Origin of the sequence: Streptomyces sp. PR69 (assembly GCF_026420845.1) — a bacterium.
Classification (GTDB): Bacteria; Actinomycetota; Actinomycetes; order Streptomycetales; family Streptomycetaceae; genus Streptomyces.
This window is the reverse complement of record NZ_JAOWCB010000022.1, coordinates 70378-92223: the sequence shown is the minus strand read 5'-3', so window position 1 is coordinate 92223 and position 21846 is coordinate 70378. Positions and strand designations below refer to the sequence as shown.

At 71.7% G+C, this 21846-nt stretch carries 17 protein-coding genes, 2 tRNA genes and 1 pseudogene; 17 read left to right on the top strand and 3 right to left on the bottom strand.

The window, feature by feature from the left end; all coding sequences use genetic code 11:
* The first annotated feature begins 14 nt into the window (after positions 1-14).
* A complete protein-coding gene (locus tag OF819_RS20705; protein ID WP_267245095.1) occupies positions 15-641 on the top strand; it encodes a hypothetical protein in 627 nt (208 codons plus the stop codon).
* A gap of 123 nt (positions 642-764) precedes the next feature.
* Positions 765-1847 (top strand): hypothetical protein, encoded by a 1083-nt coding sequence (locus OF819_RS20700; protein WP_267245094.1) that lies wholly within the window; start codon positions 765-767, stop codon positions 1845-1847.
* Positions 1848-1939: 92 nt separating this feature from the next.
* Here the strand turns inward: OF819_RS20700 and OF819_RS20695 are convergent, their stop codons facing one another.
* Positions 1940-3049, bottom strand: a complete 1110-nt coding sequence (locus OF819_RS20695) for a M48 family metallopeptidase (protein WP_267245093.1) — start codon at positions 3047-3049, stop codon at positions 1940-1942.
* Positions 3050-3326: 277 nt separating this feature from the next.
* Between OF819_RS20695 and OF819_RS20690 the strand changes: the two genes are divergently transcribed.
* The 9 genes from OF819_RS20690 to OF819_RS20650 all read left to right on the top strand — a co-directional run bounded on the left by OF819_RS20690 (position 3327) and on the right by OF819_RS20650 (position 8170).
* Entirely contained in the window at positions 3327-3491 is a 165-nt protein-coding gene (locus OF819_RS20690) for a hypothetical protein (protein ID WP_267245092.1), read from the top strand.
* 40 nt (positions 3492-3531) lie between these two features.
* Positions 3532-4155, top strand: a complete 624-nt coding sequence (nadD, locus tag OF819_RS20685; RefSeq protein WP_267245091.1) for a nicotinate-nucleotide adenylyltransferase — start codon at positions 3532-3534, stop codon at positions 4153-4155.
* A gap of 19 nt (positions 4156-4174) precedes the next feature.
* Positions 4175-5860: an LCP family protein gene (locus tag OF819_RS20680; RefSeq protein WP_267245090.1), complete on the top strand. Its 1686-nt coding sequence runs from the start codon at positions 4175-4177 to the stop codon at positions 5858-5860.
* Positions 5861-5973: 113 nt separating this feature from the next.
* Positions 5974-6405, top strand: coding sequence for a ribosome silencing factor (gene rsfS / locus OF819_RS20675; RefSeq protein WP_267245089.1), 432 nt, complete (start codon positions 5974-5976; stop codon positions 6403-6405).
* 164 nt (positions 6406-6569) lie between these two features.
* The gene (locus OF819_RS20670; RefSeq protein ID WP_267245105.1) at positions 6570-7190 is read left to right on the top strand and encodes a histidine phosphatase family protein; all 621 of its coding nucleotides are present in this window, start codon (positions 6570-6572) and stop codon (positions 7188-7190) included.
* 138 nt (positions 7191-7328) lie between these two features.
* A tRNA-Ala gene (locus tag OF819_RS20665) sits at positions 7329-7401 on the top strand.
* A 136-nt stretch (positions 7402-7537) separates the two neighbouring features.
* Positions 7538-7702 carry a hypothetical protein gene (locus OF819_RS20660; protein ID WP_267245088.1) on the top strand — a complete coding sequence of 55 codons (165 nt, stop codon included), beginning with the start codon at positions 7538-7540 and terminating at the stop codon, positions 7700-7702.
* A 3-nt stretch (positions 7703-7705) separates the two neighbouring features.
* On the top strand, positions 7706-7939 hold the full coding sequence (locus OF819_RS20655; protein ID WP_030352343.1) for a hypothetical protein: 234 nt from the start codon (positions 7706-7708) through the stop codon (positions 7937-7939).
* Between the two features lie 158 nt (positions 7940-8097).
* Positions 8098-8170 (top strand) — tRNA-Ala (locus tag OF819_RS20650).
* Positions 8171-8323: 153 nt separating this feature from the next.
* Here OF819_RS20650 and OF819_RS20645 read toward each other — a convergent pair.
* Entirely contained in the window at positions 8324-9913 is a 1590-nt protein-coding gene (locus OF819_RS20645) for an NADH-quinone oxidoreductase subunit NuoF family protein (protein ID WP_267245087.1), read from the bottom strand.
* Positions 9910-11544, bottom strand: a complete 1635-nt coding sequence (locus tag OF819_RS20640) for a hypothetical protein (protein ID WP_267245086.1) — start codon at positions 11542-11544, stop codon at positions 9910-9912. The genes OF819_RS20645 and OF819_RS20640 overlap by 4 nt, the downstream gene beginning before the upstream one ends.
* A 426-nt stretch (positions 11545-11970) precedes the next feature.
* On the opposite strand from OF819_RS20640, the gene leuS reads away from it, so the two are divergent.
* The 6 genes and pseudogenes from leuS (at position 11971) to OF819_RS20610 (ending at position 21832) form a co-directional block, all read left to right on the top strand.
* Positions 11971-14841, top strand: coding sequence for a leucine--tRNA ligase (gene leuS / locus OF819_RS20635; protein WP_267245085.1), 2871 nt, complete (start codon positions 11971-11973; stop codon positions 14839-14841).
* A 142-nt stretch (positions 14842-14983) separates the two neighbouring features.
* Positions 14984-15844, top strand: a complete 861-nt coding sequence (locus OF819_RS20630) for a hypothetical protein (protein WP_267245084.1) — start codon at positions 14984-14986, stop codon at positions 15842-15844.
* Between the two features lie 177 nt (positions 15845-16021).
* Positions 16022-16867, top strand: coding sequence for a DegV family protein (locus OF819_RS20625; protein WP_267245083.1), 846 nt, complete (start codon positions 16022-16024; stop codon positions 16865-16867).
* Between the two features lie 487 nt (positions 16868-17354).
* Complete coding sequence (locus OF819_RS20620) at positions 17355-18173, top strand: helix-hairpin-helix domain-containing protein (protein ID WP_416370583.1); 819 nt, start codon at positions 17355-17357, stop codon at positions 18171-18173.
* Positions 18170-20770, top strand: a pseudogene (locus tag OF819_RS20615) (ComEC/Rec2 family competence protein); the annotation flags it as partial. The gene OF819_RS20620 and the pseudogene OF819_RS20615, both read left to right, overlap by 4 nt.
* Positions 20771-21004: 234 nt before the next feature.
* Positions 21005-21832, top strand: coding sequence for an arylamine N-acetyltransferase family protein (locus OF819_RS20610; protein WP_323748947.1), 828 nt, complete (start codon positions 21005-21007; stop codon positions 21830-21832).
* Positions 21833-21846: the final 14 nt, after the last annotated feature.

Below are 21846 nucleotides of genomic sequence, written 5' to 3'. Positions count from 1 at the left end.
TCTACTCTGAAGGCGTGCCGGACGACGTGGGGGGCAGGCCGTTCCCGGACGGCTGGGAGCCCGACGACGACCGCGGAGGCGCGGACGAGGACTTCGCCTCCGTGGTGTTCGACGAGGACTTCGTCCGGGCCGCCGAGGTCCATGAACCCACCGCGGTCGAGCGCCTGCTCGCCGCCGCCCAGGCCCGCGCCGAGGCCGAGGCCGCCCGCCACTCACCCGGCCGGAGTCCCGCCGACGACGAGTTCTACGAGGACGACGACGGCTACGGCGCATACGGCCCCGGCGGCCATGCCCACAGCCGCGGCCACGACGGCGAAGACGCCGAGTACGGCGAGTACGCCGACCCCTACGGCCGCCATGGCGGGGCTCTGCGCCCCTACCGCGGCAGCACCCGCTGGCACCGCCCCGTCGCCTGGGTCCTGGCCGTCGTGATGGGCATCGGCATGGTCGCCCTGGCCTTCACCGCCGTCTACCGGGGCGGCGGGGCCGGCAACCGCCAGGACCCGGCCCCGCCCCCCGCGACGACCGGCGTGGACAGCACCACCCCCGCCAAGGGCTCCGTCGCCGGCCGCGGCGGCAGCCCCTCGGCCTCGGCCGAGTACTACGCCCCGCCCGTCTCAGCCGACCCCCGCACCCCCTGAGACCTCTGGTCGAAGTCCCGCGGACCCCTGGTCGACCAGCCCGACGAGAGGCCGTCGGAAGCCATCCAAACTTGTCATGTACCAGCGCGTTTACCGTGGCCCTGCCAGACCTACCCTGAAGGTATGGCAGGGCGTGGAGACCCGCCCGAGGGAACGCCTGACGGGACACCCGAGGAGCCCCACGGCGGCAACGAGGACGAGTTCCGGTCCGTCGTCTTCGACGAATCGTTCGTACGTGCTGCCCGGCTCCAGGAGTTCTCCGCACAGGAGCGGATGGGCGAGCACGCCCAAGCCGTACGGAGCCTCCCCGCCTGGAGCGGCAGAACCGCGAGAACACAGATCCTGGTCATCCTCCTTCTGGTCGCCATCGCCTTCGGCACGGCCGTCTACCTGGGCGTCCGCCAGCCTTACAAACCGGCCCCCGTCACAGCCGCCGAACCGCTGCGGATGACCGTGATCCCGCTCGCCCCGCAGGGCCCGGTCCCCGGCGGCACCCCCGAGGAGCTCTACAGGAACGGGCCCGCCGCCGAGTACCGCGCCGGGGCGGCCGGCATCACCCTGCCCGCCGCCCGCCGCACGGCGGACTTCTCCGAGGGCCAGGTGATGACCGCGCTCACCACCGCCAAGGACTACATCGTCGAATCCACCCTCAACCCCGAGGTGCTCAGCGGCGCCGCGGTGCGACCGGTGCGGGTCCTGCTCGACCCCGGTCAGTTCGAGCAGTTCGACCGAAGCGTCGAGGGCTCGGCCGTCGACGCCGCGCACGCCGCCACCGGCTGGCTGGTGCGCTATGACCCGGCCGAGGTGGAGCTGGCCGACCCGGAGGTGCGCGTCCACGGCACGCTGAGCTACAGCCAGACCGGCCCGGACTCCCTTGAGGTGGTCTCCGACCACACATTCGCCTTCGCCCTGCGCCCGGCCGAGAAGACCGCGTCCGACCAGGCGTCCCTGTTCACCGTCCGCCGCGAGCTGCACTTCCGCTTCGACCGCGACGATCTGCAGCACCGCCGGGCCGAGCTCACGGCCAGCATGGTCATGGCCGGCCCCCAGTCCTGCTCCGCCGACCTGTCCGACGTACTGCGGCCGCTGCTCGCCGGGGAGCGGGCGGGCCAGGAGGGCCCCGCGGACACCGACCCGTATGAGCACGGCCCGGCGACCGCTGGGCTGTGCGGCACGCTCGCCCCGGCCGCCCAGCCCTCGCCCTGAATCGCCTCGCCCTGAACCGCCTCGCCGTGAGCCGTCTTGCGGCGGGGCGCACGCCAGGTGGGTGACCGACCGGGGTGCCGGACGCCGAACGCTCAGCCGGTGCTCTTGGAGCCGCCCCCGCCGCCCCCGCTGCCTCCGGTGAACTTCTCGCGCAGCTTGCCGCCCAGGTCCCCGGCGCCCCCTGCTATGTCCCCGACGAGCTTCATCAGCGGATCCTTGCTCGAGCGCACCGTGTCGGCATAGTGCGCCGCGGACTCGCGGAAGGAGTCGGACACCGAGGTGTCGCCGTCCTCCGTCCGCCGCGGATAGTGACCGTCCATGATCCGCTGGTAGTCGCGGCTCGCGGCCCACTTCTTCAGCTCGGCCGCGCGCACCGTGGTGAACGGGTGGGAGCGGGGCAGCACATTGAGGATCTTGAGCACCGAGTCCCGCAGATCGCCCGACGCCTCGTACTCCTCCGCCTGCTCCAGGAACGCGTCGACGTTCATCTCATGCAGATGATTGCCACCCGCGATCTTCATCAGGCCCCGCATCGACGCCTGCAGATCCTGTCCGACCAGCAGCCCGGCCCGGTCGGCCGACAGCTCGGACTTGCGGAACCACTCGCGCAGAGCCGTGACGATCGCCATGATCGCCACATTGCCGAGGGGGATCCACGCGACCTTCAGCGCCAGATTCGTCAGGAAGAGCAGAATCGTGCGGTACACGGCGTGGCCGGAGAGGGCATGCCCGGCCTCATGCCCGACGACGGCCCGCATCTCCTCTTCGTCGAGCAGCTCCACCAGGCCGGTGCTGACCACGATGATCGGCTCGTCCAGGCCGATGCACATGGCGTTCGGCTTGGGGTCCTGTGTGACGTACATCGCCGGGACCTTCTCCAGATCCAGGATGTAGCAGGCGTCGCGCAGCATGGTGTGGAGATGGGCGAACTGGGCGTCGCTCACCCGCACCGAGTCGGAGAGGAAGAGCAGTCGCAGGCTGCGCTCCGGAAGCAGCCCGCTCAGTGCCTTGAAGACGGTGTCAAAGCCGCTGAGCTTGCGCAGCGCCACCAGCGCCGAGCGGTCCGCGGGGTGCTCATACGCACGGGAGGAGATGCCGGGGAAGCGCCTGCGCTGCCGGCTCGGCGTCTTCTCACGCCTGCCGTCGCCGTCACCCGTGCTGCCGCTCGCGCCGCCGCCCGTGCTGTCGTGGTCATCGGTCATGGATGCCCCCTGCTTCCTGTTTCACGAGTCCTGCCGGTCCTGTGTGCCTGTGCTGACCCGTCCCCCGAACACCTCACAGCGTAGGTGTTCGACCCGCCGTGCGTCGGGGCCTGTGGATAACCCGGCCCGAGGACCACAGGGAGGCAGTCCGCAGGCGACAACGACGACAACGACTGAGTCGGCGTGAGCGTGCCCGGGCCGCCCGCATACGATGTGCCCGAAGTCCGCTCCGGGCTCCGCGCGACGTCCGACCCCCGATCGATAGGTCCAGCCGACGATGACCCTCGCCAGCACCGCCGCAGCCAGCCTCGTCACTTTCGCCGAAGGCGCCGAGCACGGCGGCAACCACGCCAGCCTCAACCCCTACATCACCGGTGGCGGCGCTCTCCTGGCGCTGCTTCTGCTGCTGTGGATCACCACCCGCTTCAACCGGGACCGCTGACCGGACCGGGCCGGCCGCCATGCCAGTAGGCTCTGCACGCATGGGAGAGCAGGAAGTGCCTGCCGGTGCGCGTTCCGGCAAACGCCGACTCGGCGTGATGGGCGGGACATTCGACCCGATCCACCATGGACACCTGGTGGCGGCCAGCGAGGTCGCCGCCTTGTTCCATCTGGACGAGGTCGTGTTCGTGCCGACCGGACAGCCGTGGCAGAAGTCCCACAAAAACGTCTCCCCGGCGGAGGACCGCTATCTGATGACGGTCATCGCCACGGCGTCCAACCCCCAGTTCTCCGTCAGCCGCATCGACATCGACCGCGGCGGGCCCACGTACACCATCGACACCCTGCGTGAGCTGCGCGCACTCAACGACGACGCGGATCTGTTCTTCATCACGGGCGCCGACGCGCTCTCCCAGATCCTGGGCTGGCGGGACGCCGAAGAGCTCTTCTCGCTCGCCCACTTCATCGGCGTGACCCGGCCAGGCCACGATCTGACGGACGACGGGCTGCCGGAAGGCGGGGTCTCGCTGGTCGAGGTCCCCGCGCTGGCCATCTCGTCGACGGACTGCCGGGCGAGGGTCGCGCAGGGCGACCCGGTCTGGTATTTGGTGCCGGACGGTGTGGTGCGCTACATCGACAAGCGCCAGTTGTACCGCGGCGAGTGAGCCACGGAGAGGGGCACCGGTGAACGACCAGCAGCAGCCATACGATCCGTACCACCCGCAGCCGCAGGTGATCGGCTACGACGAGTACGGACAGCCGGTCTACGTCCAGCCTCAGACCCAGCATCAGTCCCAGGCCCAGCCGCAGCAGCAGAACTACGGCGGGTACGACCCGTATGCCCAGCCCCGGGACGACCAGGGCTACGGCTACGACCCCTACGCGCAGCCCCAGCAGTACGACCCCTACGCCCAGCAGGGGTACGGCTACGCCCCCCAGCAGTGGAGCAGCCCCCAGCAGCACGCCCAGGCGCAGCCGGAGTCGCCGGAGCGCTCCTTCACCGCGGCCCCGGAGCCCACTGCCCCGGAGCGCCCTGCCCCGGAACCCGCCATCCCGGAGCAACGGCGGGACGAGCCGCGCAGGCCTGTGGCCGATGCCGACGGCGGGGGATACCGGACTGAGCAGTTCTCCTTCATCGAGGAGCCGGACGAGGACTCCGAAGACGTCATCGACTGGCTGAAGTTCACCGAGAGCCGCTCTGAGAGGCGCGAGGAGGCCAAGCGCCGCGGCCGCAACCGCATCGTCGGGCTGATCGTCGTCATGGCCCTCGCCGCCGTCAGCGGCGTCGGCTACCTCTGGTACGCGGGCAAGCTCCCCGGGCTGTCCGATTCCCGGAAACAGAACACCACAGCCGCGTCCGGCCCGCAGAAAAGGGACGTGATCGTGGTCCATCTGCACAACACCAAGAAGGAGGGCACCTCCACCGCGCTGCTCGTGGACAACACCACGAGGCAGCACGGCACCACCGTCCTGCTGCCCCGCTCCCTGTCCGTCGCCCAGGACGACGGCACGGCCACCACCCTCGGAAAATCCGTCGAGGACGACGGCTCGACCGGCACCCGCGAAGCCCTCGGCTCACTGCTCGGTGCGAAGATCAGCGGCACCTGGCGGCTTGACACCCCGTACCTGGAAAACCTCGTCGAACTGGTCGGCGGCATCGACCTGACCACCGACATCGAGGTCCCCGCCGTGAAGAAGGGCGAGGAGCCGCAGGTGAAGAAGGGCGAGAACCAGACGCTGGGCGGCCGCGCGGCCGTCGCCTACGCCACCTACCTCGCCCCCGGGGAGGCCGAGCAGAAGCAGCTGCAGCGCTTCGGACAGGTCATGCAGGGTGTGCTGCGCAAGTTCCCCGACGACCCGAAGTCGGCGACCGTCATCGTCGAGACCCTGGCGCAGATCCTCGACCCCTCGCTGACGGAGAAGGACCTCGGCGCGTCCCTCGCCTCCCTGGCCCGGCACGCCAAGGGCGGCGACTACACGACCGCCGTGCTCCCCGTGCAGGAGGACGGCACGCTCAGTCAGGAGGCCGCGAACAGCGTCGTCAAGGACGTCCTGGGCGGCTCCGTCACCGCCCCGGAGCAGGGCGCCACCGTGCGCGTGGGCATCCGGAACGCCACAGGGGACGACGCCGCCACCGAGCCGGCCCGGGTCTCTCTCGTCAACGGCGGCTACTCGGTCGTCGACGGAGGGACGGCGGACGCGGAGACCGCCTCACGCGTCACCTACGGTGACGGGACGGAGAAGGCCAAGGCCGTGGAGGTCGCCAAGACGCTGGGCCTGCCGGAGAGCGCGGTCGAGAAGGGCGAAACAGCCCGCAACGCCCAGGTCACGGTCATTCTCGGCAAGGACTTCGAGTACCGGCAGGAGTGAGCGGGCTCCGTTCCGGGGTCCGGGACTGAAGGAGCCGGGAAACAATGCCCGTGAGGACTGTCGGCCGTCCGTGAGACCCTTGAGAGGTACCGACCGCCGACGAAAGCCAGCTTGTGACCGCCACTGACCGCTCCCTGGAGCTTGTCAACGCCGCCGCCCAGGCGGCCGCCGATCGACTCGCGCACGACATCATCGCGTATGACGTCAGCGATGTGCTGTCGATCACCGACGCCTTCCTCCTCGCCTCCGCCCCGAACGACCGCCAGGTCAAGTCGATCGTCGACGAGATCGAGGAGCGGCTGAACAAGGACCTCGGCGCCAAGCCCGTGCGCCGGGAGGGCGACCGGGACGCCCGCTGGATCCTGCTCGACTACGTCGACATCGTGGTGCACGTCCAGCACACGGAGGAGCGCGTGTTCTACGCTCTGGAGCGCCTGTGGAAGGACTGCCCGGAGATCACGCTCCCCGAGGACGCGCAGAAGACCCGCGGCAAGGGAGAAGAGCACGCCCGGCTCACCGGCGGCACGGACGGTGAGCTGAGCTGAGCGGCACGGCCCACCGCGCCGGAGAGCCCAGCGCTCCTGGCGAGTCCAGCGCACCCGAGGAGTCCAGACCTCCTGGCGAGTCCAGCACACCCGGGGAGTCCAGGAGCCCCGGACAGTCCGGTTCCACGGCGGACGCGGCACGCAGGCCCGTCCGCGGCCGGCGCATCGTGCTGTGGAGGCACGGGCAGACGTCCTGGAATCTTGAGCGCCGCTTCCAGGGCTCCACGGACATCGAGCTGACGGTGACCGGCCTCGCCCAGGCGCGCCGGTCCGCCCGTCTCCTCGCCTCGCTCAAGCCCGACGCCATCGTCGCCTCCGACCTCAAGCGGGCCGTCGCCACCGCCGGCGAGCTGGCCGCGATCACCGGCCTCGACATCTCGTACGACGCCGCCCTGCGTGAGACATACGCGGGCGCATGGCAGGGGCTCACACACGACGAGATCGTCGCCCGGTACGGCGAGCAGTACGCGGCCTGGAAGCGCGGCGAGCCCGTGCGCCGAGGCGGCGGCGAACTGGAGAGCGAGGTCGCGGACCGGGCCGCCCCGGTCGTGCTGCACCACGCGGAGAAGCTGCCCGCGGACGGCACCCTCGTCGTCGTCAGCCACGGAGGCACCATCCGCACCACCATCGGGCGGCTGCTCGGCCTGGAGGCCCGCCACTGGGAGAGCCTCGGCGGACTCTCCAACTGCAGCTGGTCGGTCCTGGGCGAGGGCGCGCGCGGCTGGCGGCTGCTGGAGCACAACGCCGGCACGCTCCCCGAGCCGGTCCTCGGCGACGACGACTGACGCCTGAGCACCGGGTCCCGCGGCCCCCGCGCGGGCCGTGAGCCCCGGCGCACCGGGCCCGGGACCCCGGATTTCACTTTCCGGCAGGTCACAGGCTAAAGTTCTTCTTGTTCGCAGCGCGGAGCGCGAAGAACACAAGGGGCTATAGCTCAGTTGGTAGAGCGCCTGCATGGCATGCAGGAGGTCAGGAGTTCAATTCTCCTTAGCTCCACAGACCGGATCCCGTCCTCCAGTGAGGGCGGGATTTCGCGTTGAGTGCGTTCGTGAACGCCGCTGACCTCGTTGCGTGGTCATGGCAGAATCAGACGGCCGGAGGGGACACCGGCGGGAACGGGAGGGTGAGCGCCATGTCCGCCAGCAGCAGCGAGGAGGCCGACGACCTGCTTGCCGCGGCTCAGGCGCCGGCCCACCTCAGCTGCCCGTCCTGCGGTTCCGGCCATGTCGCCCAAGTCCTCGGTGACAACGGAGGGGTTTCCTACGTGTGCACGGCCTGCGGCCACAGCTGGAGCTGAATGATGGGTGCACACAGGCGGAAATGCGACTGGTGCGGCAGCGGTACGCCGATCGTCCGGGACATGGACCCGCTCAACCCCGAGTACCAGTACTGGTGCGAGGAGTGCGCCCGGGCGCTGATCATAAAGGGCGACCCCATCGAGACCTACCGGGAGCTTGAGGGGGAGCCCATCTACGGGCGTCTCCTCGACGAGCACTGCACGCTCAAACGCTTCTACTCGTTCGCCACCGCGTAGCCCGCGCGAAACCGGACATTACCGGCCTTGTCCATGCGGAACGGCAAACGATTTGGTGATGGGCCGGGGTGACCGTGTAATGTTGTCGGTGTCGCCGCGGGGGAAACCCCAAGCCAAGCAGGCCGATTCCCTCGGCTGAACCGGTCGGCGCACCGCAAGGGGCTATAGCTCAGTTGGTAGAGCGCTTGCATGGCATGCAAGAGGTCAGGAGTTCAATTCTCCTTAGCTCCACAGAAGCCGAGAGGGCCATCCGATCCGGATGGCCCTCTCGGCATGTCGCCGCTGTGCCGCTCCGCTGCAGCCGTCATAGGGCCAGCTGTCACAGGGCCCGCCGCCACAGGCTGCTGTCGCAGCACCGCGACGGCGGACCGCCGTGACGACGGGTCAACTGCGCCCGCTGCCCAGGGCCTTCCGGCCGCTGCCGGGCGGCAGCTCAGGGCGCTTCGACGGGGCGGGAGCGGGACCCTGCTCGATACGGAGCGCCAGCGCGGGGCAGCGGCGCACCGCTCGCTGTGCGCGCCCCCGCAGATGCATCGGCACCGCCGCGTCCGCCAGCGCCGGATAGCCGTCGGGGCCCAGCCTGATCAGTTCGGGCACGATGTCGGCGCAGAGCCCGTGGCCCTGGCAGAGCGTCCAGTCCACCGCCAGCTTCTCGCCGCTCGGAATGGACTCCTCCGCCTCCTCGTAGCCCGGTCCCGGTAGCGGCAGCACACCGGTCGTCTCCCGGCCGCAGCCGCCGTCCAGGACATGGGCGGCGAGATCGTCCGTGAAGGCCGACAGGGTCGACGAGAAGAACCGGGCAGAGCCGTCCGGGTGTTTGCACGCTCCCCGGCCCTTCACGGCCTGGGTGACCTCACGCAGCGCCTCCAGGGCCGCGGGGCCGCCGCCGTTCAGCACGTCGGACAGTCCGCCGGCCGCCGCCGGCAGGCCCAGGCGGCACGGACCGCACTGGCCCGCGGTCTCGGCGGCCAGCCAGTTGGCGACGCGCAGTGCCTCCCCCAGAGGGCAGGTCTCCGGGCCGATGGGCAGGATCGCGCCCGCGCCCAGCGAGCCGCCGACGGACGCCAGGGACTCCCGTGAGACGACCGCCTCCTGGACGGCGACCGAGTCGATCCAGTTGCCGTGGTAGCCGCCGGTGAGCACTCCCTGAGGCAGCGGCGGGGCGCCGGCCAGCTGGAGGATGTACCGCAGTGGCACACCGGTGGGGGCCTCGATCACCATCGGGCGCGCCACGGCCCCGGAGAGCGTGAGCATGACCGTGCCGGGCTCGGTGTCCAGCCCCATGTGGCCGTATCGGTGAGACCCGATCCGGGCGGCCACGGCGAGCTGGGCGAACGTCTCGGCGTTGGACAGCAGCGTCGGAGCACCGCCGACGCCCGAGTCGGAGGCGCGCTCCCGCCTGCCCGGCGGCAGCGCGGGCCCCCCGCCCACGGCGCGGATGACCGCGGACGCCTCACCGGAGACCATGCGCTCGGGGGTGCGCACCACACGGGCCCGCAGCTGTGCGCCGCGCCGGTCCGTCAGCCCTCGCTCGGCCAGGGCGGCGCGTATCGAGATCTCCGTGGAATTACGGGTGACCGCGACGACCAGCGTGCGTGCGCCGAGCGCCTCCGCGGCCAGCAGCGCCCCGTCCAGGATCAGATGGGGGGCGCGGTTGAGCAGGACCGTGTCCTTGCGGCAGGCGGGCTCGCCCTCACTGCCGTTGATCACGACGACGGGCCGCACCCCGCGCCTGATGGATGACTTGGCGACGGCGCGGAGTTTCTGCCCGAAGGGGAAGCCCGCGCCGCCGCGGCCGCGCAGTGAGATCTCCTCGGCGAGCTGGGCCAGCCGCTCTCCGGTCACGGGTTCCAACGGCCCGTGCACCTTGAGGTGCATCTGGAGGTCGAGGCGCTCGACGAGGTCGAACCCCTGGGTCAGCTGGGGGAGGCCGACGACGCGGACCTCGGGGACGTCGGGGAGGGGGGCGTTCACGGTCGTTCTCCTGCGGGTGCGTGCCAGGGTTCCCCGGCCGGGGGCGGGAAGAGCGGCCCGGGCAGCGGAGCCGTCTCGTCGAAGGCGCCGGAGGGGCGGGGAACGGGGTCGGGAGCCAAGGGGTCGTCGAAGGGGGCGTTGAAGGGGGCGTTGAAGGGGGAGTCGGACGAGGCTCCAAACGAGGAGCCGGGCGGGTCGAAGGGGGCGGGGCTTTCGTATCCGCCGCCCCCCGGGGCGTACGAAGAGCCGTACGGGGTGTTGCCGTACGCGGCCTCGGAGGCGCCGGTGGCGGCGGTGCCGTACTGCGCCGTCATGCCGTCCGCGGCGTCGTACGCGTGCGTGGGCGGCGTCTCGTACGGCACGGACGCCCCGGGGGCTCCATAAGCGGAAGCGGCCCCCGGTGAGGCCGACGGGGCCGGCGGGGGAGAGGCGGGGGAAGCGGGTGCGGGCGGCGGAGGCGAGGGAGTCGGCCACAGCGCGGGCCTGGCCGCTCCGGGTTCGGACACGACCGGCAGTTCCTCGGTCATCGGCACCCGCTCGGCCAGCGGAGCACCCGGTGCGTCGCCCGGTGACGCACCGCGGCCCCCACGGTCTCCCGACAGGGAGACGGCGCGGTACGCGGCGGCGATCCCGCGACCGGGGCCGGGGCCGGGGCCCGGGCCCGCGGGGCCGTCCTCGGCCGGCGGCGGCACCTCGTACAGCTGCGGCGACGGCGCCTCGATCCTTGGCGCCTGTACACGCGTCTGCTCCAGGGGGGACTCCCGCCCGACGTCCTGCGCGTACCGTCCGAAGGCTCCCTGCGGGGATGCACCGCCCCGCCGTCCGGCCGAGCGGTCCCCACGGCCGGCGGCGGCCGCCGCGCCCGGCATGCCCGCCAGGCCGGCGGCGCCCGGCAGCGGTGAGGCGCTGAGGTTGCGGCGGAACTGCTCCTCGGCGGCTGCCGAGTCCGCGCGGCCCGTCAGTGCCGTGATCCGGGCGGCGATCGTGCGCTTCGCTTGCGGCGGCAGCAGCCGCAGCGACACCACGGCGGCGACGCCCAGCAGCGCCAGGGAGTACATCGCCACCACCCAGCCGGCCGCGGGCCGCCCCGTGTACAGGCCGTGCACCAGCGCGAAACACCATGCCGGGTAGGCCAGCATGTGCAGGGGACGCCAGCGCCCCGCCGTCCGTACATTGCCCGCCAGCGCACTGCGCAGCGCGCCGGTCGTGCCGGCGACGACCATCAGCAGCCCGGCCAGCGAGCCGAAGCCGATCAGGGCCTCCGTGCTGGTGACGCCCAGGCTGAAGGGGATCAGCGCGCCGATCAGGGCGACATGCCCAAGCGACACCTTCACGGTGACGTGCAGCAGCAGAAAGGCCAGCGATGCGATGGCGGTGGTCCGGTGCACGGCCTGGGCGAGCAGACGGTGGCGCGGGGAGAGCAGCAGCCGGTCGGTGGCGATCAGTCCCCATGCCACGGACGCGCTCAGGGAGACCAGGGAGAGCACCCCGGTGGTGAAGTCGAGCGCGGCCTGGAAGCCGTCGCCTCCGACGGCGGCGATGAGGGGCAGGAGTACCAACGCCCCCGCGACCACACCTCCTTGCGCCCGGCGGCTCAGACCCGGGCCCGATTCGGGCGACGGACGCGGCATGCGGTGAGGGTTCATGGGGCTCCTCCCAGTGGTGCGGCAAAGGCGGTCCCGCTGACGCATGCTAGGTCGCCGCATACCAGCTGGTACGAGGTTTGCGGGTTTAGACGCAGAAGCGACCGCAACTGACTTTTGGGTTGCCCTGGAACGCGGTGTTACGCGGAGTAAGCCCCGTTCACGGGGCGGGTGCAGACCATTGCGGACCGTTGCGAACCGTTCCGCCGGGTCCCCTCGCCGCCGTGCTGTACCCTGACGCCATGCGTGCCGTACGCCTTCTGCTTAGCGAGCCGCGCTGATCAGTCCCGGCCGATGAGAGACCCGGCCGGAATCAGCGCGGCGACCCCTCCTGTGCGAGGGGCCCTTTTGTTTGTGGGCTCGGCTTGGGTGCGGGCCCGGCTGGCAGAGACGATCGATGGAGCTTTAGGGATCATGAGCGAGACGAACACGGCTGCCGAGACGGCGGCCCCGCATCGTTACACGGCGGCCATGGCCGCCGACATCGAGGCACGCTGGCAGGACGTCTGGGACGCCGAGGGCACATACGCGGCGCCGAACCCGGCCGGGGATCTGGCGGGCGATCCGGAGTACATCGCCCGGCCCAGGAAGTTCGTCATGGACATGTTCCCGTATCCCTCGGGTGCGGGGCTGCACGTCGGCCACCCGCTGGGCTATATCGCCACGGACGTCTACGCCCGCCACCAGCGCATGACCGGGCACAACGTCCTGCACACCCTGGGCTTCGACGCCTTCGGCCTGCCGGCCGAGCAGTACGCCGTGCAGACCGGCACCCACCCGCGCGTGTCCACCGAGGCCAATATCGTCAATATGAAGGCCCAGCTGCGCCGCCTGGGTCTGGGCCACGACAAGCGCCGCTCCTTCGCGACGATCGACCCGGACTACTACAAGTGGACCCAGTGGATCTTCGTGCAGATCTTCAATTCCTGGTACGACGAGGCGGCGCGGAAGGCCCGCCCGATCGCCGAGCTGGTCGAGCAGTTCGAGAGCGGACGGCGCCCGGTCCCCGGAGGGCGCGCGTGGAGTGAGCTGAGCGCCGTGGAGCGCTCCGACATCCTGGGCGAGTACCGCCTGGCGTACGCCTCCGACGCACCCGTCAACTGGTGCCCCGGCCTGGGCACCGTGCTGGCCAACGAGGAGGTCACTGCCGACGGCCGCTCCGAGCGCGGCAACTTCCCCGTCTTCAAGGCCAAGCTGCGCCAGTGGAACATGCGCATCACCGCCTACGCCGACCGGCTGCTGGAGGACCTGGACGAGCTGGACTGGCCGGACGCCATCAAGCTGCAGCAGCGCAACTGGATCGGCCGCTCCGAGGGCGCGCGCGTCGACTTCCCGATCGACGGCGAGCAGATCACGGTCTTCACCACGCGCCAGGACACCCTGTTCGGCGCGACGTACATGGTGCTGGCCCCCGAGCACCCCCTGGTCGAGAAGTTCGTGCCGGACGCCTGGCCCGAGGGCACGCACGACGTGTGGACCGGCGGCCACGCCACGCCCGCCGAGGCCGTCGACGCCTACCGCAAGCAGGCCGCCGCCAAGTCCGACGTCGAGCGCCAGGCCGAGGCCAAGGACAAGACCGGAGTCTTCACGGGCGCGTACGCCGTCAATCCCGCCAGCGGCGAGCGCGTCCCCGTCTTCATCGCCGACTATGTGCTGATGGGCTACGGCACCGGCGCGATCATGGCCGTCCCGGCGCACGACACCCGCGACTTCGCCTTCGCGCGCGCCTTCGAACTGCCGATGCGCTGTGTCGTCGAGCCCTCGGACGGCCGCGACGCCGACCCGGCCTCCTGGGACGACGCCTTCGTCTCACACGAGGCGAAGATCGTGAACTCGGCGAACGACGAGATCTCACTGAACGGCCTGGGCGTCGCCGAGGCCAAGGCCGCCATCACCGAGTGGCTGCGGAACAAGGGCATCGGCGAGGGCACCGTCAACTTCCGGCTGCGTGACTGGCTGTTCAGCCGTCAGCGCTACTGGGGCGAGCCGTTCCCCATCGTCTACGACGAGGACGGCGTCGCGCACGCGCTGCCCGAGTCGATGCTGCCGCTGGAGCTGCCGGAGGTCGACGACTACGCGCCGCGCACCTTCGACCCGGACGACCGCCACACCCAGCCCGAGACGCCGCTGTCCCGCAACGAGGACTGGGTCAACGTCGAACTGGACCTGGGCGACGGCGCAGGTCTGCGGCGCTACCGCCGCGAGACCAACACCATGCCCAACTGGGCGGGTTCGTGCTGGTACGAGCTGCGCTACCTGGACCCGCACAACGACTCCCAGCTGGTCGACCCCGAGATCGAGCGCTACTGGATGGGGCCGCGCGAGGGGGCGCCCCACGGCGGCGTCGACCTGTACGTCGGCGGCGCGGAGCACGCCGTGCTGCATCTGCTGTACGCGCGCTTCTGGTCGAAGGTCCTGTACGACCTGGGGCATGTCTCCTCCGCCGAACCCTTCCACAAGCTGTTCAACCAGGGCATGATCCAGGCTTATGTGTACCGGAACAGCCGCGGCTTCCCGGTGCCCGCCGCCGAAGTCGAGGAGCGGGACGGAAAGTTCTTCTTCGAGGGCGAGCAGGTCAAGCGTGAGCTGGGCAAGATGGGCAAGTCCCTGAAGAACGCGGTCACTCCGGACGAGATCTGCGCGGAATACGGCGCCGACACGCTGCGCCTGTACGAGATGGCCATGGGGCCGCTGGACGTCTCCCGCCCCTGGGACACGCGCGCCGTCGTCGGCCAGTACCGGCTGCTGCAGCGCCTGTGGCGCAATGTCGTCGACGAGACCACCGGCCAGGTCACCGTCGTCGACGCCGAGCCGGACGAGGACACGCTGCGCGCCCTGCACAAGGCCATCGACGGCGTCGGCCAGGACATGGAAGGCCTGCGGTTCAACACCGCCATCGCCAAGATCACTGAGCTGAACAACCATCTGACGAAGGCGGGCGGTCCCGTCCCGCGCAGTGTCGCGGAGCGGCTGGTGCTGCTGATCGCCCCGCTGGCCCCGCATATCGCGGAGGAGCTGTGGCACAGGCTGGGCCACAGCAGCTCGGTCGTGCACCAGGACTTCCCGGTCGCCGACCCGGCCTATGTGGTGGACGAGACCGTGACCTGCGTGGTGCAGATCAAGGGCAAGATCAAGGCGCGTCTGGAGGTCTCGCCGTCCGTCTCCGACGAGGAACTGGAGAAGCTGGCGCTGGGGGAGCCGGCCGTGGTCGCGGCGCTGGGCGGCGCCGGCATCCGCAAGGTGATCGTGCGGGCGCCGAAGCTGGTGAACATCGTGCCCGCGTAGGCGTCCCCTTACGCCCCTCGCATGGAGATTCTCCCGGATTCCGGGGTTTCCCTTACGGGCAGGTTGGGGGTTCTCCTGGAACCCGCAGCCTGCCCGATGCGTTTACCGTGGAAGGACAACCGACCGACGCCGGAGGGCGCTCATGGAGGCCGTGGTACTCATCCTGGCGCTGCTGTTCATCGCCTTCGTGGCGCTGGGGGTGTATGTGACCGTCAAGGCTGTGCGCGCGGCCAAGCGGGGAGTGGAGCGTACGGTCACACAGGCACGCCGCACCGTCGAGGACACCGCGCTGCGCGCCAAGAGCTATGGCCAGGGCGGCGTCACGGCCGAGCTCGCGCAGCTGCGGCTGCAGCTGCGCACCTCCATGAGGGCCACCCAGGACGCTCTGCAGGCGGGCGCGGCGGAGGACGCCTCGCTCTCCGAGTCCCTCGGGCTGTTCCAGCGGCTCAGTGCCCATGGACATGAGCTGGACGACGAACTGAAGCGTCTGGAGCGCGAGCCGGACCGGGCTGCCACCGCGTCCCTGCTGCCGGGGCTGAGGGAGCGGACGGAACGGATCACGGCATCGGCCGAGTCGCTGAGATGGGCGGCCAGGGACCGTGCGCGGAGGTTCGCCGACGACGATCTGGACTCGCTCAGCGCGCAGATCGATGTGGAGGCGGGTGCGCTGCGGCACTGGTCGTCGGAGACGCCCTCGCACACCTCGGCGTCCGCGTCGCCGTCGTCCGTGTCGCCGTCCGCGAAGGACCGGCCGGTGACGGCCGCCGACTGGCCGGAGGCGGGGCCGCCCGCCGCCGAGGGGGTGCCCGCAGAGCAGATATGGCCGGAGACCGGCATTGATCAGGGGGCGGGGCAGACGGCAGCCGCCGGAGCAGGTACGGGTGCGGGTACGGGGCCCGGGTCGACGCTCGCCGACCAGCCGCCGGCCATCACGGGCCGCGATCCCCGGCAGCGGACGGCCTATCCCTGGGAGAAGACCTCCCGCCCGGAGACGACGACCTGAGAGCCGTGTCGTATGACGGCGCGTCCTGTGACGGTGTGTTCCCTGTGATGGTGTGCTCCTCTGACGGCAGGCTCCGTTGACGGGACGCTCGTGTGACGGGACGCTCCTGTGACGGGTTGAGGGCGACGGGCGGGGCCGGGCTGCGGTGCACCGGCGTCGGCGAGTAACCTCCCGCTCATGTCCCGCCATGTCGCGATCGTCACCGATTCCACGGCCTACCTTCCGCCGCAGACGATGGAACGGCACGGCATCACCACGGTGCCGCTGACCGTTGTTCTCGGCGACGAGGCGCTGGAGGAAGGCACCGATATCTCGGCCCGTTCTCTCGCCCTCGCACTGCAGAAGCGACGTCCTGTGACCACGTCCCGGCCGAGTCCGGAGACATTCGCCGCGGCCTACCGGGCGAGAGCGGAGGCAGGCGCCGATGGAATCGTCTCGCTGCATCTGTCGTCGGAGCTCTCCGGGACGTACGACGCCGCCGTGCTGGCCGCCAAGGACGCGCCGGTGCCCGTGCGGGTGGTCGACACCAGAATGGTCGCCATGGCACTGGGGTTCTGCGCGCTCGCGGCCGCCGAGGCCGTGGGGGCCGGCGGAACCCTGGACGACGCCGTAGCCGCGGCTGAGAAGCGGGCTTCGGGCACCTCCGCCTATTTCTATGTCGACACTCTCGACTACCTGCGCCGTGGTGGACGCATCGGCGCCGCGCAGGCGCTGCTCGGCTCCGCGCTCGCGGTGAAGCCGCTGCTGCAGCTCGACGGCGGCCGGATCGAGTTGCTGGAGAAGGTGCGTACGGCGTCCAAGGCCATCGCCCGGCTTGAGGAGATCGCGGCCGACAGCGCAGGCGCCAACACGGTGGACATCGCGGTGCACCACCTCGCCGCGCCCGAGCGGGCCGCGGCGCTGGCCGAACGGCTGCGTGAACGGGTGCCGGGGCTGGAGGAATTGCATGTCAGCGAGGTGGGGGCGGTCATCGGCGCACACACGGGTCCGGGCCTGCTGGCAGCCGTCGTGTCTCCGCGCTGAGCGGCGCTCCGCACCGTCCATTTCACCCGTGAGGGTGAGCGAATTATCCACAACCGGCTGGTAATCCACGGGAATTGGGTCGGCTCAGCAGGTTCGTGCGGATGTGCCTACCGTCTCGCACATGGCTCTTCGAACACGTTCTGCAACCAGCGGACCGGGCCGTGCCCCGGCCTCGGACGGCCGTGTCCGTGACGGGCGCGGCGCACACTCCACTCGCCGTGCCCGCTCGATCCGCCGAGCCGAGGTGCTGCGCCGAGCGGACACCGAGCTTTTCCCGGGCGCCCGGCCGCCGCGAGACGCCGAAGTCTCAGGCGGCGGCCCCGGCCCGGAACCTCCTCTCAGCGGGGGAGCAGACCCGGACTGCCGACCCGGCCGCACACGACGCCTGCGGGGACATACCAGGCCGCCGTCCCCTCCGGCTGACGCGGTGCGCCGACGCGCCGACGCCATGTTCGGCGTCGATCCGCCAATCCCTCCCCTCGGTGGCGTGATCTGCTCCCAGCCCGACTCGACCGCCTCCGCCACGGCGGAGAGAGCGGGGGAGGAGGCAGCCGAGCCCAGTCCTTCCGCACGGCAGCGGGCGATGCTCGCCCTCCGGGAACGCCTCCCCCTGTGGGTACGGCTCCGCTGCGGACTGGAGCCGCGTGCTCTCGCCGCGCTGGCCGTTGTGCTGATGGTCGCGGCAGCCTTCGCCGTACGGCATTTCTGGACCGGGGAGCCGCAGACCGTCCACGCCCCGGAGCTGGTGCGCCATGGGGCGGCGGCAGCGGCCACGGGCCCGGATCCCGGCCCTGGCCCGGACTCCGGGACAGGGGCCGGTGCGGCGAATGAGCCGCGGCCCTCGCCGGGGGCGGCGCCGTCCGCAGCGGGACCCACAGCGACGATCGTCATCGATGTGAGCGGCAAGGTGCGACGACCGGGGATCCAGCGGCTGCCCGCGGGCTCCAGGGTCGTCGACGCGCTCAAGGCGGCCGGAGGCGCAAAGCCCGGCACGGATCTCACCGGGCTCAACCAGGCCCGCCCGCTGCTCGACGGAGAGCAGGTGCTGGTGGGCGCTCCGGCGCCGCCGGCTTCCGCCGCAGGCGGGCCGGGTTCCGGCAGCGCGCAGCCGGCGGGGCCGGTCAGCCTCAACTCCGCCTCGCTTGAGCAGCTGGACACCCTGCCGGGCGTGGGCCCCGTCCTGGCCCAGCACATCGTCGACTACCGCACCCGTCACGGCGGCTTCCGGTCGGTGGACGAACTGCGTGAGGTGAACGGCATCGGCGACCGCAGGTTCGAGGACCTGCAGCCTCTGGTGCGGCCATGAGGAGCGCCACGGCCGGCCGGGGCACGGACAGCCTGCCCGCGGGCCCCGCACGCCCCTTGCAAGAGGGGCCGGCCGATCTGCGGCTGGTGCCGCCCGCCCTGGCGGCCTGGGCGGCATCGGCCCTCGCACTGGACGCGCCCGGCCGGTGGACGGCGACAGCTGTCGCGGTCTGCGTTCTGGCCGCCTGTCTGCTGAGCATCCCAGCGGCGGCGCGGGCCCTGCGGGCAGCACACGGCGCACGCGAGCGGATGCGGCAGGAGGCGCACAAGACCCGGCCGCCGAAGCACCGGCCACCGAGGCGCGGGCCGCAGCGGCGCTGGCGTGGCCGCACGGCCGCCGCGGCCGTCCTCCTGTGCGCCTCGGCGGCCGCCGCCTCCGCGGGTCTGCACGGCGCGGATCTGCACCGGGGGCCGCTGCCCGAGCTGGCCCGGCAGCGAGCCAGGGCGACGGTCGAGGTGGCAGTCTCCGCCGATCCGCGGACCACCCAGCCGAAGGTCCAGGGCAACCGGATGGCCGGGACCGCCGTCGTGCTCGACGCCGAGGCGACAAAAGTCACCACGGCCGACGGAGCGGTTACCGCGACCAGGACACCGCTGCTGGTGATCGTCCCGGCGGGGAAGAGCACAGAGCAGTGGCTGAAACTGCTGCCCTCCACCCGGCTCACCCTGACCGGGAGGCTCACCCCTCCGCTGCGGGACGGCGACCCCTACGCCGCCGCACTGAGAACGCGCGGTGCGGAGCCGCCCCACGTCACCGGACAGCCGAGCGTCCTGCAGAGCGCGGCGGGCAGCCTCCGCGCAGGGCTGCGCGAGGCGACCGACCGGCTTCCGGAGGACGCCCGGGCCCTGCTGCCCGGCCTGGTCGTGGGAGACACCTCGCGCATCGGACCCGAGCTGAAAGACGCCTTCGAGGCGACCGACCTGACCCACCTGCTGGCCGTGTCCGGCAGCAACCTGAGCATCCTGCTGATCCTGCTGGTGGGTCCGCCGGGTGCGGCGCTGCTCGCAGAGCGGCGGGGACTGGCACCGCGGTTGGGCATCACTCTGCGTCAGACCGCCCTGGCGGGCGGGGCGGTCACCCTCGCCTTCGTCATCCTCTGCCGCCCGGAACCCAGCGTGCTCCGGGCCGCCGCATGTGGGGCCGTCACCCTGCTCGCCATCGGCACGGGCCGCCGCCGCTCGCTGCTCCCCGCCCTGGCCGCGGCAGTGCTGCTGTTGCTGCTCTACGACCCATGGCTGTCCCGCAGTTACGGCTTCCTGCTCTCCGTACTGGCCACCGGGGCCCTGCTCACCCTCGCGCCCGGCTGGAGCAGCGCACTGCAGCGCCGCCGGGTGCCGCCGAGGCTCGCCGAGGCGCTGGCCGCCGCCGCGGCCGCGCAGGTCGTCTGCGCACCTGTGGTCACCGTCTTCGCCTCCCGGGTCAGCCTGGTCGCGATTCCCTGCAACCTGATCGCAGAGCTCGCGGTGGCCCCTGCCACGGTCCTCGGATTCGCCGCGCTCGCCACCGCGCCGGCGGCGATGCCCATCGCCGAACTGCTGGCCCGCTGCGCGGGGTGGCCCGCCGAATGGATCGCCTCCGTCGCCTACACCGGCGCCGCGCTGCCCGGAGCGGAGGCAAGCTGGCCGGGCGGCTGGACCGGCGGGCTGCTGCTCGCCCTCGCCATGCTGATCGCTGTGGTCGCCGTGCGCAGGGCGCCCCGGCACCCATGGGCGGCCGCGGGGTGCGCGCTGCTGCTCCTGCTCGTCCTGCTGCGCCCGCCCTCCGTGACCAGAGCCGTCACCGGCTGGCCGCCCCCGGCGTGGGCGCTGGTGATGTGCGATGTCGGACAGGGCGACGCCATGGTTCTCGCGGCGGGCGACGGAGCGGCGGTCGTCGTGGACGCGGGGCCCGATCCGGAGCCGGCGGACCGCTGTCTGCGGGAGCTCGGCGTCACCCGGATCCCCCTGGTGCTGCTCACCCACTTCCACGCCGACCATGTGCACGGGCTCCCGGGGGTCCTCAGGGGCAGAGCGGTGGGCGTCGTCCAGACGACGGCGTTCGGCGAGCCGGGCGACCAGGCGCGGTTCGTCCGGCGAGCGGCCGCCGACGCCCGAGTGCCCGTGATCACCGCGGCGGCCGGAGAACGGCGGGCCGTGGGGCGGCTCTCGTGGCAGGTCCTCTGGCCTGAGGGGCGTGAAGGGTCTGAGGGGCGTGAGAGGCAGGGCGGACCTGGCGCTTCCGGCGGGCGGCCGACAGCTCCGGAAGGGGCCAACGACGCGAGTGTCACGCTGCTCGTGCGGATCGAGGGCGGACCGACCGTACTGCTCCCCGGCGATCTTGAGCCGCCCGCCCAGCGCGGTCTGCTGCGGGCGCATCCCACGCTGCCGCCGGTCGACGTCCTCAAGGTCGCCCACCACGGCTCCGCTCACCAGCATCCGGGACTGCTGCGAGCCGTCCGCCCGCGTCTCGCGCTGATCTCCTGCGGAAGGGACAACCGGTACGGCCATCCGTCTCCTCGCACCGTGGCGGCCCTGCGGGCCGCGGGGGCGCGCGTGCTGCGGACCGACGAGGCCGGGGCGATCGCGGTGACGGGCGAGGGCGGCGGGCTGCGCGCGCTCGTCAGCAAGCCGTCGGCCCTCACCGCCGCCGGAGGCGCATCCCTTCACAGCCGCCACCGGCCACGGTCTCCCCCCGCCGGCCTCCCCGCAGGACGCCTGCTGCCTGCTGCCTGCTGCCGACGGCCGGAGGCACGTCGCCCCACGCCGCTCGATGCCGCCCGACGCCGGCCGCAGTCGAGAGGCCGGGCGGGAGGTGGCCCGACCGTGGCCTGGCCGACAGGCCCAGGACTTGGGATGCATGCGGAAGGATCACCGGAAGACGACACTGGCCCCATGGACCCCATGGACGACTACCTCAGCCGTATCGGAGCCGACCGCCCGGAGCGGGCGGACGCCGGCGCCCTGCGCCAGCTTCAGCTGCACCATCTGACGGAGGTGCCGTTCGAGAATCTGTCCATCCATCTCGGCGAGGACATTCTGCTGGAGGAGGAAGCGCTCCTCACCAAGATCGTGGACGCACGGCGCGGCGGCTTCTGCTACGAACTCAACGGAGCCTTCGCCCTCTTGCTGCGGGCGCTGGGCTTCCGGGTCGATCTGCTCCAGGCGCGGGTGTTCGGGGAAGACGGCCGGCTGGGCATCCCGTACGACCATCTCGCCTTGCGGGTGGAGACGGCCGACTCCTCAGGGCCCTGGCTGGCGGACGTCGGCTTCGGCGACCACAGCCACTACCCGCTCGCGCTCGACGAGCGCGGCGACCAGCTGGACCCCGCGGGCACGTTCCGGGTCACCGAGGCGCCGGAGGGCGACCTCGATGTGCTCCGGGACGACAAGCCCCAGTTCCGGCTGGAGACACGGCCCCGTGAGCTGAGGGACTTCACCGCCGGGGCATGGTGGCACCGTACGTCGCCCCAATCGCAGTTCTGCCGGTCCGTCGTGTGCTCCCGGCTCACCTCCACCGGCCGGATCACGATCTCCGGCAGAAAACTGGTGACCCACGAACACGGTGAACGCCAGGAGCGGAAGCTGGCCAACGACGCCGCTCTGCTCGCCGCCTACCGCGACCACTTCGGGCTGCGGCTCGACCGGCTGCCGTCCGAGCCCGTGGCGCGGCGGCAGAGCTAGGGCCCGCTATATGA